Source organism: Faecalicatena contorta (assembly GCF_021531895.1).
GTDB lineage: Bacteria > Bacillota > Clostridia > Lachnospirales > Lachnospiraceae > JAFBIX01.
Genome location: NZ_JAFBIX010000004.1, coordinates 1 through 15229 on the forward strand (window position 1 = coordinate 1; position 15229 = coordinate 15229).

The window sequence follows — 15229 nt, forward strand, 5'->3', positions numbered from 1 at the left end:
ACTAAAAATATATTGACAAATATTGATTTGGATGATAATATATAATCATAAAATAACAAATCGGAATTGTAAGACAGACGCGAGCTGTAAACAATCATTTGTTATTAAAATCAACATCAATGTTGAAAAAAGATTTCCGAGAAAATAAGGCGCTAAGTATCGGGAAGAGAAGTTTATGAAAGGAAGGTACAAGCCACCAAAAACGTAAACTGAATTTTAAAAATTAAAGAAAGTAAGAGGTACAGACCATTGGATAATGAGTCAATATAAAGGCGGATGCGAAGTGAAAGATATTTGCATCCGTTTTTATATTGTGTTACCATACATTCGATAAGAGTAATTAAGTTGGGATGGAACAGATCCTGGCGGAGAGGGGAATACAAAGTGTCTGTTCATGATAATGTGCGAAAAGAGTATGGGAAAATAGCTTTGGAGTTGTATGGGGAATCTGTTCTGACTGAGACAATTTCGCCAGAGAATATGTCTGAAAATGTAGGATATACATTCGAGGAATTAGCGATGGCTCCCGAGGGAGCGAATATGGGACTTGGTTGTGGAAATCCTCATCGAAAAGCGCAGATTCAGCCTGGGGAGATCGTACTGGATCTGGGAAGCGGAGCAGGATTGGATTGCTTTATTGCCGGAAAGATCGTGGGAAGAAGAGGACGTGCGATTGGAGTGGATATGACTCCAGAGATGTTATCACGTGCCAGAACTATTGCAAAAGAAAATAAGATTCGTAATGTGGAATTTCGTCTTGGAGAGATTGAAAATCTGCCGGTTGCAGATAATACGGCAGATGTCTGTATCTCGAATTGCGTGATTAATATGTCTGATAATAAACTGCGAGTTTATAAGGAGATATTCCGTGCATTGAAGCCCGGTGGAAGAATATCAATCTGTGATATTGTGATCATGAAGGAGCTAACAAAAGAAATGCAGGAAGATGAAGCCATGCACTCATGCTGAGTGTCTGGCGCTTCTTCAGTTGAAGAATTGGAAAAGATTGTAAAGTTTGCCGGATTTGAGCAGGTGGAGATTACGACGAAGCCTGTCTCAAAAGAATATGAACAACGCTGGGGGCGGAGCCTGTCAATAGGAGAATACATTATGTCATCTTCTGTGACAGGGCGAAAACCTGAGATTCTATAACAATAATAGCCAAAGGAAGCCATAGATACGAATGGCTTCCTTTGGTTATTACTGTATTTCCATGAATTTTCCCTGTGGTCCGAACGAGAATAAGGAACGAGTGATCCAACTTGATGCTTCTTTAAGTGCAGGGACATATTTTTCTAATTCACTCACATCTTCTACACCGATAAATCCGCTGAACGAAAGAGCGGCAATTACGGTTCCTTCAATATCCCTTACTGGAACAGCAACACAGCTTCCTCCTTCTGTAGACTCATGATTATCAAAAGCATAACCGCGCTTTGCCGTAATGCGAAGTTCTTGCCAGAATAGATTCGGGTCTGTGATTGTATGGCTGGTCAAAGGAACTAGATTGCTTGCCTCAATAATTGCTTCGGCATGGGAAATAGGAAGTTCTGAAAGGAAAACCTTTCCTCCTGCACAGGCATAAATTGGAAGTTCAGAATAGATGGGAGGAACGTAATCAACAATTTTATTCGTCCTGGATTGCTGAAGAATAATACAGGAAGTCCCTTTGCGGATCAATAAGTTCATTGCCATATTATATTCATTGGTATAATGCTGCATGATCAGAGATGCAACGTCTTGCAGTGCGATATATAGATTATTGCGCTCTGTTACAAAACTAATCTTTTGACCAGTTATGTAACGACTGTCATTCAATTGAAATACCCACCCCGATAATTCTAATGTTTTTAAAATACGAAACGTAGTGGAGGGGTTTAGCTTACATGTTTTTGCAATTTCATTAACACCAAGTGGTGACTTAGAAGTTCTTAATAAATCCAATACTTGCAGGGCACGTTCCACCATTTTGATCGTTTCGGTATTTTTTTGCTCTCTCTCTTCCATAGATATAACTCCTTTCGACCTCTTCTTGTGTCCTTATGCGTAATGAAACACATGATATAGAATATCTAACTTAAATATATGCTGTATTTTGTGAAAAGTCAACTATATGGCATCTGAAAATAGAATAAAAATTGGATGGTTTTCCATAGATAAATTACAATTTTATACAAGTTCAGCAATTCTGGATACGCCTACATATACCTCGGAGATTTTATACCAGGTGCTGTAATCAACAACACCGGTGGCCGGCAATCCGAAGACGGATTGGAATTTTTGTACGGCAGCAGCGGTAGCTGGACCGTAGATGCCATCAGCGGTGACCTTGGGAATTGCAGGGTATGCACTGGCAATGGTATTGAGTTGTTCTTGCATCTGGCGGACTTTGGGGCCAGAAGAACCTTGCTCCAGATTATATCCTGGCCAGGAAGAAGGGATGCCTGAGATGGCTTCGGCGGTATTAATGTACATGTCGTCACCGTAATAGTAGCGCAGGATTTCAATAGGGGTATATCCCTGTTCTCCCAGAGACATCGAACCCCATTGTGTCATCCAGTTTGGACATTGAACACGCCTTCCGTCACAATACTGGGTCAGAATCGGCTGGCGTACATTTGGACGTGACAGATAATCAGCAAAAAGTTCATCTACGATTACGGAGATGGTGTCAAATACATTCCTCTCTGGGATCCATTTGTGGTCAAATGCTGTAGATGAAGTTATGGTGAAGTCATAGCCTTGATTTCGGTACCATTCAGTATATACTCGATTCAGAGTGAAGGACATAATTGCCAGAACATTTGCCCGGATAGTATTTGCCGGCCATGTGGCATAGATTTCACTGGAGGCAACATTTTTGATATAATCCTTGTATTTCACATAATAATTTTGTGCAGTAGAATCTCTTGGACTTCCATCATGAACGACAATGTATTCGGGGACAACGACGCGGCTTAGAACGATTTCGCCGGTTTCATTCATAGGTTTGATCTCATCTTCCGGTATTTTAGCGGGATATGTTCCATATAATGTGTGTGCAGGGATGACAAAAACTTCTTCTGATGGTTCTGGGGTATCAGTTGGGCGAAGAGAGATGTTTTGAATTGCGGTAACGTCTGGAAGCAGTTCGGCGCCGGCAATGCTGACAGGTTCGTATCCGGGAGCCTCTACTTGGAATGTATATTCTGCATAAGGTTGTTCTTCAATCGCAGGATTTGTACTATACTCTAAAGGAGGAGTATTTAGTTCGATGACTTCTGTCTGACCGGAGGAATCTGTTTTTAATTGTTCTAATTGACTTTCTGGAACACCAGTATATGAAATGGATATGGTGGCATCTGCAATCGGATATGCATTAATTTCAGATGTAATATTAATCTGTAGTTTTCCTTTATCAGGTGTATCCAACTGATTGGGATTCATTGCATTCATAAAAGTACCTCATAGAGAATCTATTACAATTAGCATATGAAATCAGAGAAGAAAGCGTTACTTGTATTGTACATTTTTGTGAGAATGAATATAATGTGAATAGAATATTGGTAAGACTGAGGAGGATGAATGAGAAGAAGAAAGAAGCGAGGATGCCTATATGCATTGACGACGGTGGTCGGTGTATTTTGTATGTTGCTGTTCATTATATATGTAACAGGTGAAAAATTAAATATTCAAAAAGAAGCAAAAAAAACCGTATCTATACCATATCAGGAGATAGACGCAGAATTGGAAGAAAGCTTGGGAGAAAAGTATTATTATCAGCAAATTGGAGCTGAGGAACAAGCAATCTATCAGGAAATTCTACAGGGAATCAAGGAGAATGTAGATGAAATTTATACGCATGGGTCAGATGCGGACAGAACGATTCAGTTATTTCAATATGTTTTAAAAGATTATCCTGATATATTCTGGTGTGATGGGACGGCAACAGCAACTGCGTATGAGGAGGAAGAGTCCTATACTATATTGCGGCCGGATTATATATATAATAATGAAGAAAAGACTGTTATGAAAGAGGAGATTGAAGATACAGTGTTGGACTGTCTCTCGGGAATATCTGCAGAGGAATCAGAATATCAGAAGATACTGTATGTCTATGAATATATTGTTAATACAGTGGATTATGATCAAGAAGCTTCTGATAATCAGAATATTTACAGTGTTTTTGCGCACCATCGTTCTGTGTGTGCCGGGTATTCCAAGGCGACACAATATCTGTTGGAAAAATTGGGGGTATTCTGTACTTATGTGACTGGAACGACGACAGGGGGGCAGAGTCATGCATGGAACCTGGTGCGTTGTAACGGAGAGTATTATTATGTGGATACGACATGGGGAGATCCAGTGTTTCAGGCAGCGGAGGGTGAAGAAGTGAACCAGCTGCAGAATATTAGTTATGACTATATGTGTTGTGATGATACGGAACTTTTGAAAAATCATACGCCGGATAATGACGTGGAACTTCCATCTTGTACAAGAATGGACTGTAATTACTATGTGATGAATGGAATGTATTATGATTCTTATGATGGGGAAATCATACTTCAAAAGATGAATGATATCATCTCGTCCAAAGGAAATCCAGTGGTGTTGAAATTTAAAGACAGTGGAGTATATGGTCAGGCACATGATGACATTTTTCAAAATATTATTCACAAGGCAGCGCAGAATCTGGCATCCTGGTATGGGCTGACAGAAGTGAAGTATCAATATATGGATGAACCGGAGCTGAATAAGATTACGATTTATTGGCAGTATGAGTAAGATTTAAGAAGAATTAGTGGTTGAAAAATGAATCTATTTGTAGTATAATTTTTACAATTTGTGGAGACGAGGATTGTCGAAGAGTGATAGAATAAAACAAGGCGGTTTTGTGCTTGCACAAACTGCCTTATTTTTTGGAATTATAGCTGTTTCGGAGGGATGTTCGTCCTGCATAAATTAAGGAAGGGAAAAGGTGAATATATGAAAGCATTTCTTATATTGGAAGACGGGACCGTCTTTACCGGAACCAGCATAGGTTCAACAAGAGACATGATTAGCGAGATAGTATTTAATACTTCAATGACAGGTTATCTTGAGGTGTTAACTGACCCTTCTTACGCCGGACAGGCCGTTGTAATGACCTATCCATTAATTGGCAATTATGGAATTACGCCGGATATGGAATCGAAAAAGGCATGGCCGGACGGGTATATCGTAAGAGAATTATCCAGAATGCCAAGTAACTTCCGATGTGAAGGCAGCATTCAAGATTTCCTGAAAGAACAGGATATACCGGGAATCGCGGGAGTTGATACCCGGGCACTGACGAAGATATTGCGTGAAAAAGGTACCATGAATGGAATGATCACTACGAATGAGAATTATGATCTGGAAGAAATCATCCCGAAGTTAAAAGCTTATGTGGTAGGGGACGTAGTATCAAAAGTCACATGTAAGGAAAAATATGTCTTAGAAGGTGATGGACCGAAAGTTGCGCTGATGGATTTTGGCGCGAAGAATAACATTGCCAAGTCTTTAAATAAGCGGGGATGTGAGGTGACAGTATATCCGGCAGACACTTCTGCAGAAGAGATCATAGAATCGCAACCGGATGGAATCATGTTATCGAATGGGCCTGGAGACCCGGCTACCTGCGTATCTATTATCAAAGAAATCAAAAAATTATATGATTCAGAGATTCCAATTTTTGCAATTTGTCTGGGACATCAGTTAATGGCTCTGGCAAATGGTGGGAAAACCTATAAGTTGAAATATGGACATCGTGGTGGCAATCATCCGGTGAAGGATCTAAGTAATAATCGTGTGTATATTTCTTCACAGAACCATGGATATGCAGTAGATGGCTCAAGCCTGGATCCGTCGGTTGCAGAAGAAGCATTTATCAATGTCAATGATGGAACCAACGAAGGACTTTCATATGTTGGGAAGAATATCTTTACCGTACAGTTCCATCCGGAAGCATGCCCTGGTCCTCAGGATTCGGGTTATTTGTTTGACCGGTTTATGGATATGATGAAAGGAGCAAAATAATGCCTAAAAATAAAGATATAAAAAAAGTATTGGTGATTGGCTCCGGTCCTATTATTATTGGACAGGCAGCAGAGTTTGACTATGCAGGTACACAGGCCTGCCGTTCATTAAAAGAGGAAGGCCTGGAAGTTGTTCTTTTGAACTCTAATCCGGCAACGATTATGACAGATAAAGATATTGCAGATCGTGTATACATTGAGCCGTTGACTCCAGAGGTAGTGGAACAATTGATCTTGAAGGAAAAGCCAGATAGTGTGCTTCCGACTCTGGGAGGACAGGCAGGATTGAATCTTGCAATGGAGCTGGAAGAATCAGGCTTTTTAAAGGAGCATGGGGTTCGTCTGATTGGAACAACATCGGAGACTATAAAAAAGGCGGAAGACCGTCTGGAATTTAAGGCTACCATGGAAAAGATTGGGGAGCCTTGTGCAGCATCTCTGGTCGTAGAAGATGTGGAGTCTGGTATTAAATTTGCAGAAGAAATTGGTTATCCGGTCGTTCTGCGTCCGGCCTATACATTGGGAGGAAGCGGCGGCGGTATCGCACACGACAGAACGCAGCTGGTAGAGATTCTGGAAAATGGACTTCGTCTTTCTCGTGTTGGTCAGGTTCTGGTTGAGCGTTGTATCGCCGGATGGAAAGAGATCGAGTATGAGGTGATGCGTGACAGCAATGGTAACTGTATTACTGTATGTAATATGGAAAATATTGATCCGGTCGGCGTTCATACCGGTGACAGTATCGTTGTAGCACCTTCTCAGACGTTGGGAGATAAAGAGTATCAGATGCTTCGTACTTCGGCATTGAATATTATCAGTGAGCTGAATATTACAGGAGGATGTAACGTACAGTATGCATTGCATCCAGAGACATTTGAGTACTGTGTTATCGAGGTGAATCCTCGTGTCAGCCGTTCTTCGGCACTTGCATCTAAGGCAACAGGATATCCGATTGCCAAGGTTGCGGCTAAGATTGCACTTGGTTATACTTTGGATGAGATTAAGAATGCGGTTACGAAGAAGACTTACGCAAGCTTTGAGCCTATGCTTGACTACTGTGTAGTAAAGATTCCAAGACTTCCATTTGATAAATTTATCAGTGCAAAACGTACACTGACGACTCAGATGAAGGCAACCGGAGAGGTCATGAGTATCTGTGATAATTTTGAAGGTGCCCTTATGAAGGCCATCCGTTCTCTGGAGCAGCATGTTGACAGTCTGATGTCTTATGACTTCTCTCATTTATCCAGAGAGGAATTGCTGGAAGAGCTGGAGGTGGTGGATGATCGCCGCATCTGGAAGATTGCAGAGGCGATTCGTCAGGGAATCACCTATGATGAGATTCATGCGATTACCAAGATTGATAAGTGGTTCATTGACAAGATTGCGATTCTGGTTGAAATGGAACAGAAACTGCAGAACAGTACACTTGATGCTGAGACCTTAAGAGAAGCAAAGCGTATGGAGTTCCCAGATAATGTGATTGCAAGACTGACCGGTAATACAGAGCGTCAGATTCACGATATGCGTCATGAATATGGAATTACGGCTTCTTATAAGATGGTTGATACCTGTGCGGCAGAATTTGCGGCTGAGACACCATATTATTATTCCGTATACGGAAGTGAGAATGAAGTAGAAGAGACAACCGGCAAGAAGAAGGTTCTGGTGCTTGGTTCTGGTCCGATCCGTATCGGTCAGGGTATTGAGTTTGACTTCTGCTCTGTACACTGTACGTGGGCATTTGCAAAAGAAGGTTATGAGACGATTATTGTAAATAACAACCCAGAGACGGTTAGTACCGACTTTGATATTGCGGATAAATTGTATTTTGAACCATTGACACCGGAAGATGTGGAAAGTATCGTTGATCTGGAGAAACCAGATGGAGCAGTGGTACAGTTTGGCGGACAGACAGCTATTAAACTGACGGAATCTTTGATGAAGATGGGCGTTCCGATTTTAGGAACATCTGCTGAAAATGTAGACGCTGCAGAAGACCGTGAGTTGTTTGATGAGATTCTTGAAAAATGTGGAATTCCAAGACCGACAGGTGGAACTGTATTTACTGCGGAGGAAGCCAAAGAGGTTGCAAACAGACTGGGCTATCCGGTATTGGTAAGACCTTCTTATGTACTTGGTGGACAAGGAATGCAAATTGCAATTAATGACCACGATATTGATGAATTTATTGGTATTATCAACCGAATCGCCCAAGATCATCCAATTCTGGTAGATAAGTATCTACAGGGCAAAGAGATTGAGGTTGATGCAGTATGTGACGGTGAAGATATCTTGATTCCTGGTATTATGGAGCATATCGAGCGTGCCGGAATCCATTCTGGCGATAGTATCTCCGTATATCCGGCACAGAGCATTTCCGATAAGACAAAGCGTACGATTGAGGATTATACGAAGAAGCTTGCGCAATCACTTCATGTAATTGGATTGATTAATATTCAGTTCATTGTGGTGGGAGAGGATGTCTATGTCATTGAAGTGAATCCCCGTTCCAGCCGTACCGTTCCTTACATTAGTAAGGTGACTGGAATTCCAATCGTACCGTTGGCTACAAAGGTGATTATTGGAAATAAGATCAGAGATCTGGGATATACGCCGGGGCTTCAGCCGGAGGCGGATTATTTTGCAGTAAAGATGCCGGTATTCTCCTTTGAGAAGATCCGCGGTGCAGATATCAGCCTTGGACCAGAGATGAAATCCACCGGTGAGTGTCTTGGCATTGCCAAGACATTTGACGAGGCATTGTATAAGGCATTTCTTGGAGCTGGTATTAAATTGCCGAAGCATAAGAATATGATCATTACAGTGCGTGATGACGACAAAGAAGAAGCTGTGGAAATCGGACGCAGATTTGAAAAGATAGGATATAAGATTTTTGCAACAAAGGGAACGGCGGATGCATTGAAAGAAGCTGGTGTAAGAGCCAATGCAGTTAATAAGATTGAACAGGAATCACCAAATCTTATGGACCTTATCCTTGGACACAAGATAGACCTTGTCATTGATACGCCGCCACAGGGTGCTGATCGCTCCAGAGATGGATTTATCATTCGAAGAAATGCGATTGAGACAGGTGTCAACGTCCTGACGGCTATTGACACAGCGGAGGCGTTGATTACTAGTCTAGAGAATACAGATATCAAAAAATTGACATTAATTGATATTGCGACAATATAATATGGTTGCTTTGAAGAAAAGGAATGTGCAGATATGCATGTTCCTTTTTTTAGTAAAAGCAACTTTTTTGTTGACAGATTATTTTGAATATGATAATATATCTCACGTTGTGTTATGTAACAAATTTGTAATAATTGTAATAAAGTTTAAAGAAATGAATATACTTTATTAAAACAATGTTCATACATTGCAAAATAGGAGGGTATAAATTTATGATAAAAAATAAGAGACTGAGTTCGATGTTCGTGTTTTTGGCAGCATGTTCACTGATGGCAACGGGGTTTACCAGCCAGGCAGCCTCTTTACAGTCTGAGACAAACCATACAACAGGGATAGAGACAGCTGACATACAGACTACAGCGATGCAGACAATATCTGAAGAATTCGTGGCTTCCGCCAGTGAAGTTACAGCAGAGGGTCAGCAAATGGCAGCTGAAGAAACAGCCAGAAGAGAACAAGAAGCAAAAGAACAGGCAGAAAGAGAGGCACAGGCTGCGAAAGAATTGCAGCAGAAGCAAGAACTTCTGGCATCTATCATATTTTGCGAGGCAGGAAATCAGCCATACGAAGGACAAGTGGCGGTAGGAGCTGTTGTTCTAAACCGCGTGAACAGCGGAAGCTATCCCAATAGCATAGAAGAAGTCATCTATCAGCCAGGCCAGTTCGGTCCGGCATCCACAGGATGGCTCAACCAAGTCAGAAATTCCGGCGGTTACACCGCAACAGCCCTACAGGCTGCAGCAGATGCACTGGCAGGAGCCAACCCAGTTGGCGGGTGCCTGTACTTCGACAAAGGCGGATGCGGTACCAAAATAGGAGATCATTACTTTCATTAGTAAAATGTTAAAATGGGGACGTAGTAAAATGCAATTTTACTACGTCCCCATTTTAAAAATGCCCTGTACCCAAATTAAGATTTTATGAATTTTTATGTGAAATATACACAAGAATATTAAAATCCTGTACACTGTTGTTTGATAAGGAGTGAAGACAACGATGTACAGGATTTTAATTATTGAGGATGATATGACGATTGCGCATGCGCTTGCAAATCATTTGGAAAGATGGGATTATGAAACGCGGTGTGCGGAGGATTTTAAGTATGTGACAGAGGTTTTTCTGGAGTATGATCCGCAGTTGGTGCTTTTGGATGTTATGCTTCCGTTTTTTAATGGATTTCACTGGTGCCAGGAGATTCGAAAGATATCGAAGGTGCCGATTATTTTTCTGTCTTCAGCCAATGACAATATGAACATTGTGATGGCTATGAATATGGGTGGAGATGAGTATATTGAGAAGCCGTTTGATCTGAATGTAGTGACGGCGAAGGTTCAGGCTATCTTGCGAAGGGCGTATTCTTTCCAGGGTTCGGTCAATGTGATGGAATATCATGGGGCGGTATTGCATTTGAACGATGCGGTGATCGGTTATCGGGATCGGGAATTAGAATTGACAAAAAATGAATTTCGCATTTTGCAGATGCTGCTGGAGAATCGGGGAAAGATTGTCTCGCGAGATGATCTGATTACGAGACTCTGGGAGAGCGATGAGTTTATCGATGACAATACTTTGACGGTCAATATTGCCAGGCTTCGGAAGAAATTAGAGCAACTTGGACTGGATGATATGATCCGCACAAAAAAAGGGATAGGATATATGGTGGAGCAATGAGGATAGTGATGTCATTTTTGCGAGAGCAGACCAGAGAGATATGCTTGTATATGGGGCTGGTCGGAATATTTATTGTAATGTTATTCTTATATAATGTTCCGTTGGATGCGGTTCAATATATTGTGTTATTGATGATTTTGTGGGGAGTTTTCTGTGGAGCAATCGGCTTTTTCCGATATCGGAAACGTCATGAGGCACTTTTAAAGGTGGAAAGGAGTCACGGAAAATGTCTGGATGATCTGCCACAGCCGGAAGGTATGCTGGAAGATGATTATCAGAGAATTGTACGACTTTCTGATAATCTGATCAGAGATATGGAATCGACAGCTCGTATTTCCAAGCGGGAGATGGAAGATTATTATGGAATGTGGATACATCAGATCAAGACACCGATTGCGGCAATGCATGTCTTACTGCAATCCTATGAAAACGGAGATGTAGTTGATCAGATTCTGACTAAAAATATAAAAATGGAACTTTTCAAGATTGAACAGTATGTCGAGATGGTCCTTACTTATCTTAGAGTAGAGGATATGTCGTCGGACTTGTCTCTGAAAACATATGATCTGGATGATATCGTGAAACATGCAGTCCGTAAATATTCACAGCCATTTATTTTGAAAAAGATTAAGTTAAATTATACTACAATAGATATTCAAGTTCTTACAGATGAAAAATGGCTTCTCTTTGTTATTGAACAGATTCTGTCAAATGCATTGAAATATACCAAAAGTATGGGGAGTATTGCCATTTATATGGAAGAGACAAAGCAAGGAAAGTGCCTTGTGATAGAAGATACTGGAATTGGTATTCAGCCAGAAGATTTGCCGCGAGTGTTTGAAAAGGGATTTACAGGATATAATGGCAGGGCAGATAAAAAGTCTACTGGGATTGGTCTGTACCTGTGTAAAGTGGTTATGGACAGGCTTCGGCACAGCATATGGATCGAATCAGAGGTTGACCAGGGAACCAAGGTGTTTCTATGTCTGTCCAGAGATGAAGGCTACTTCGAATAGAATCCATTCTTACAAAGATGTAAGTTTATACAGGGAAAATGTAATCCAATTCGATGGAAGGACATTTTCCCGTTTTTTATAATAAGATTTGTAGAGAACAAAGAAAGGATGGATAGATTATGGCACTGTTGGAAGTGAAAAATGTAAAGAAAATATATACGACCCGTTTTGGGGGCAATCAGGTGGAGGCACTTAAGAATGTGAATTTTTCTGTGGAACCAAGAGAGTATGTTGCAATCATGGGAGAATCAGGATCGGGAAAGACGACTCTTTTGAATATTCTTGCGGCACTGGATAAGCCTTCCGGAGGAAAAGTATATTTGAAAGGCAGAGATCTTGGAAGTCTCAGAGAGAAAGAAATTGCAACATTCAGACGTCAAAATCTGGGGTTCGTGTTTCAGGACTTTCATCTTCTGGATACGTTTTCTCTCAAAGATAATATCTTTTTGCCTCTGGTACTTTCCGGCAAAAAGTACGAAGAGATGGAAAAGCGATTAAGGCCGATTGCAGAAAAACTTGGTATTCAGGGAATATTGGACAAATATCCTTATGAAGTGTCCGGCGGACAGAAGCAAAGGGCAGCGGTAGCAAGAGCGCTGATTACCAGGCCGCAGTTGATTCTGGCAGATGAGCCTACAGGAGCGTTGGATTCCAGGGCCGCAGATGATCTGATGAATCTTTTTACGACCATTCATCAGGACGGACAGACAATCGTAATGGTCACTCATAGTGTGAAGGCGGCAAGCAACGCAAAACGGGTGTTGTTCATCAAAGATGGCGAAGTGTTCCATCAGTTGTATCGTGGCAGTCTTACCAATGAGGAAATGTATCAAAAGATCTCAGATACACTGACCGTGTTAACAACGGGAGGTGAGAGGCATGAGTAGCTCCATTTATTCCAGGCTGGCTGTGACAAATATTAAGAATAACCGAAAGACCTATGTTCCGTATATCCTGACGGCTATTCTGACGGTTATGATGTACTATATTATGGATGCTCTTTCCAAAAACCCGGAAATTGGAGATGGAAGTCTGAAATCAGTATTGGATTGTGCAGTTTGGGTTATTATAATTTTTGCAATTATTTTTCTGTTCTATACAAATAGTTTCCTGATTAAGAGACGGAAAAATGAAATCGGCGTGTATAATATACTGGGCATGGGAAAACCTCATATAGCAAGGATGCTTACAATTGAAACGATGATTACAGCAGTGCTCAGCATTGGCACAGGGATGATCTGTGGAATTATTTTCAGCAAATTGATGTATCTGATTTTTTTGAAAATCCTGCACTACGACATAGGAATGAAATTCAATTTATCAGTAGATTCACTTCGCAATACATTAATCCTCTTTGTCGGAATATTTTTGCTGACATTGGGATATAACCTGCTTCAGATTAAACTGTCGAATCCAATAGAACTGCTTCATGGAAGTGAGCAGGGTGAAAAAGAGCCAAAGACAAAATTACTATTGACAATATTTGGCTTGATATCACTTGGAATTGGATATTATATTGCTATTATAACAAAAGAACCTTTGACGGCTCTCACTAATTTTTTCGCAGCAGTTGTATGCGTAATCTTAGGAACATACGCATTGTTTGTGGCAGGCAGTATTGCACTTCTTAAAATGCTTCGCAAAAATAAGAAATTTTATTATCAGACCAGACATTTTACGGCAGTTTCCGGCATGATTTACCGTATGAAACAGAATGCAGTCGGACTGGCCAATATCTGTATCCTCAGTACGATGGTTCTGGTCATGATATCAACCACAGTATCTCTGTATGCAGGAATGGATGATATATTACATATACGATTCCCGAAAGAATGTAAAGTGAGTATTGAGACTGCCAATCCTGAAAATGAGCAGATGGCAGATCAGATTATTGAAGAAGAAACCAAAAAAGCAGGCGTTAGGCTGGAAAGTATTCTGCAATATCATAATGAAGAATTAATGGCATCAAGATCAGACGATGAATTTCAGTTGAGAGAATTTGGAAATTATGCGGTTGCTAATACTTGCGAAATAAATCTGATTCCGCTGGAAGACTTCAACCAGATGGAAAATCAAAAGAGGAGTCTTATGGCAGATGAAGTCCTTGTATACAATGTGAAAGGAATGTATGGGAAAGATACGATTAAAATTGGTGACAAAGAGTATCATGTAGCAGAAGAACTGGAACACATGAAAGCAGAACCAAAAAACCAGTCCGGGATATATGAAACCTATTATGTGATATTCCCAGATATAGATCAGATTCAGGATGTACTAAATCATGTATATCAGGATAGTACAATGGATGCAGACTGGATTGCCAAGAAAAGCAGCATTTCTTATGATATATCATTTGACCTGAAGGGGAAAAAACAAAATTGCAAGGATGCAATGAATGTTATCAAGAGCCGGATTGAAAATGAAATTCCGAATGCATCCTGTGAAAGCCGTGAATTAAGCCGTAAAAGCTTTTACGGTTTATACGGCGGACTGTTTTTTATCGGAGTCTATCTTGGAATCATGTTTCTGATGGCAACCGTACTCATCATCTATTACAAACAGATTTCCGAAGGATACGATGATCGTAAACGTTATCAGATTATGCAAAATGTAGGAATGAGTAAAGCAGAAGTCAAACGTTCTATCCGAAGTCAGGTCCTTATCGTATTCTTCCTTCCGCTGGTAATGGCAGTTATACACATCACTGTGGCATTTGGTGTGATTACAAAATTACTGGCAGTATTAAACCTCGTCAATGTCGAATTATTCCGACATTGCACAGTCGCTACCGTTGCAGTATTCGCTGCATTCTATGCAGGAGTATTCACGATTACTACCAGAGAATACTACAAAATTGTTAAATAGATGTTGTTGACACATCCCTTTCTTAGGTTGTATTGTGTATATAGAACATATCATCAATGAACTAGGATGATAGCGATAAGGAGGAGCATGTAGTATGACAAAAGCCGGAGAAAGAGAATTAGTAAAAGTAGAGCATGTGAATGGAGGAGCAGGGTTCATCACAAGAGAGCAGTTGGTTTCTTCTGAGGAAGTCGGAGAAGCTTGTAGGATGTATGCGAAGATATCGGTTCTTCCGAACTGTGAGATTGGATATCATGAGCATCATGGAGAGACGGAATCGTATTTTATATTGTCTGGACATGGAATGTATGATGATAATGGTAAAGCGTATCCAGCTGAACCGGGGGACTTATTCCTGTGTAAAGACGGAGATGGACATGGGCTAAAGAATACTGGAACAGAAGAACTTACATTTATGGCATTGATACTTAAAAAATAATATGG

General features: G+C 40.7%; 13 protein-coding genes. 11 read left to right on the forward strand and 2 right to left on the reverse strand.

Annotated features, from left to right (window positions below; translation table 11 throughout):
* The first annotated feature begins 384 nt into the window (after positions 1-384).
* The gene (locus JQM81_RS01810) at positions 385-969 is read left to right on the forward strand and encodes a methyltransferase domain-containing protein (protein WP_235231815.1); all 585 of its coding nucleotides are present in this window, start codon (positions 385-387) and stop codon (positions 967-969) included.
* A gap of 27 nt (positions 970-996) precedes the next feature.
* Positions 997-1152 (forward strand): hypothetical protein, encoded by a 156-nt coding sequence (locus JQM81_RS01815; protein WP_235231816.1) that lies wholly within the window; start codon positions 997-999, stop codon positions 1150-1152.
* A 48-nt stretch (positions 1153-1200) separates the two neighbouring features.
* Here the strand turns inward: JQM81_RS01815 and JQM81_RS01820 are convergent, their stop codons facing one another.
* Both JQM81_RS01820 and JQM81_RS01825 read right to left on the reverse strand, forming a co-directional pair.
* On the reverse strand, positions 1201-2007 hold the full coding sequence (locus tag JQM81_RS01820) for an IclR family transcriptional regulator (RefSeq protein ID WP_235231817.1): 807 nt from the start codon (positions 2005-2007) through the stop codon (positions 1201-1203).
* Between the two features lie 162 nt (positions 2008-2169).
* Positions 2170-3435, reverse strand: a complete 1266-nt coding sequence (locus JQM81_RS01825) for a peptidoglycan-binding protein (protein ID WP_235231818.1) — start codon at positions 3433-3435, stop codon at positions 2170-2172.
* Between the two features lie 129 nt (positions 3436-3564).
* Here JQM81_RS01825 and JQM81_RS01830 point away from each other — a divergent pair, with 129 nt between their 5' ends.
* From JQM81_RS01830 to JQM81_RS01870, 9 genes are all read left to right on the forward strand, one after another.
* Positions 3565-4764 carry a transglutaminase domain-containing protein gene (locus tag JQM81_RS01830; RefSeq protein ID WP_235231819.1) on the forward strand — a complete coding sequence of 400 codons (1200 nt, stop codon included), beginning with the start codon at positions 3565-3567 and terminating at the stop codon, positions 4762-4764.
* A 201-nt stretch (positions 4765-4965) separates the two neighbouring features.
* Positions 4966-6036, forward strand: a complete 1071-nt coding sequence (locus JQM81_RS01835; protein ID WP_235231820.1) for a carbamoyl phosphate synthase small subunit — start codon at positions 4966-4968, stop codon at positions 6034-6036.
* On the forward strand, positions 6036-9233 hold the full coding sequence (carB, locus tag JQM81_RS01840; protein ID WP_235231821.1) for a carbamoyl-phosphate synthase large subunit: 3198 nt from the start codon (positions 6036-6038) through the stop codon (positions 9231-9233). The genes JQM81_RS01835 and carB overlap by 1 nt, the downstream gene beginning before the upstream one ends.
* A gap of 212 nt (positions 9234-9445) precedes the next feature.
* The gene (locus tag JQM81_RS01845; RefSeq protein ID WP_235231822.1) at positions 9446-10069 is read left to right on the forward strand and encodes a cell wall hydrolase; all 624 of its coding nucleotides are present in this window, start codon (positions 9446-9448) and stop codon (positions 10067-10069) included.
* Positions 10070-10229: 160 nt separating this feature from the next.
* Complete coding sequence (locus JQM81_RS01850) at positions 10230-10904, forward strand: response regulator transcription factor (RefSeq protein ID WP_235231823.1); 675 nt, start codon at positions 10230-10232, stop codon at positions 10902-10904.
* A gap of 8 nt (positions 10905-10912) precedes the next feature.
* On the forward strand, positions 10913-11920 hold the full coding sequence (locus JQM81_RS01855; protein ID WP_235231824.1) for a sensor histidine kinase: 1008 nt from the start codon (positions 10913-10915) through the stop codon (positions 11918-11920).
* A gap of 119 nt (positions 11921-12039) precedes the next feature.
* Positions 12040-12807, forward strand: a complete 768-nt coding sequence (locus JQM81_RS01860; RefSeq protein WP_235231825.1) for an ABC transporter ATP-binding protein — start codon at positions 12040-12042, stop codon at positions 12805-12807.
* On the forward strand, positions 12800-14785 hold the full coding sequence (locus JQM81_RS01865; protein ID WP_235231826.1) for an ABC transporter permease: 1986 nt from the start codon (positions 12800-12802) through the stop codon (positions 14783-14785). The genes JQM81_RS01860 and JQM81_RS01865 overlap by 8 nt, the downstream gene beginning before the upstream one ends.
* 94 nt (positions 14786-14879) lie before the next feature.
* Entirely contained in the window at positions 14880-15224 is a 345-nt protein-coding gene (locus JQM81_RS01870) for a cupin domain-containing protein (protein ID WP_235231827.1), read from the forward strand.
* Positions 15225-15229: the final 5 nt, after the last annotated feature.

Coding starts and splice junctions, on each gene's coding strand:
- JQM81_RS01820 (WP_235231817.1), bottom strand. CDS start 2,007: ATGGAAGAGAGAGAGCAAAAAAATACCGAAACGATCAAAATGGTGGAA.
- JQM81_RS01825 (WP_235231818.1), bottom strand. CDS start 3,435: ATGAATGCAATGAATCCCAATCAGTTGGATACACCTGATAAAGGAAAA.
- JQM81_RS01830 (WP_235231819.1), top strand. CDS start 3,565: ATGAGAAGAAGAAAGAAGCGAGGATGCCTATATGCATTGACGACGGTG.
- JQM81_RS01835 (WP_235231820.1), top strand. CDS start 4,966: ATGAAAGCATTTCTTATATTGGAAGACGGGACCGTCTTTACCGGAACC.
- carB (WP_235231821.1), top strand. CDS start 6,036: ATGCCTAAAAATAAAGATATAAAAAAAGTATTGGTGATTGGCTCCGGT.
- JQM81_RS01845 (WP_235231822.1), top strand. CDS start 9,446: ATGATAAAAAATAAGAGACTGAGTTCGATGTTCGTGTTTTTGGCAGCA.
- JQM81_RS01850 (WP_235231823.1), top strand. CDS start 10,230: ATGTACAGGATTTTAATTATTGAGGATGATATGACGATTGCGCATGCG.
- JQM81_RS01855 (WP_235231824.1), top strand. CDS start 10,913: ATGTCATTTTTGCGAGAGCAGACCAGAGAGATATGCTTGTATATGGGG.
- JQM81_RS01860 (WP_235231825.1), top strand. CDS start 12,040: ATGGCACTGTTGGAAGTGAAAAATGTAAAGAAAATATATACGACCCGT.
- JQM81_RS01865 (WP_235231826.1), top strand. CDS start 12,800: ATGAGTAGCTCCATTTATTCCAGGCTGGCTGTGACAAATATTAAGAAT.
- JQM81_RS01870 (WP_235231827.1), top strand. CDS start 14,880: ATGACAAAAGCCGGAGAAAGAGAATTAGTAAAAGTAGAGCATGTGAAT.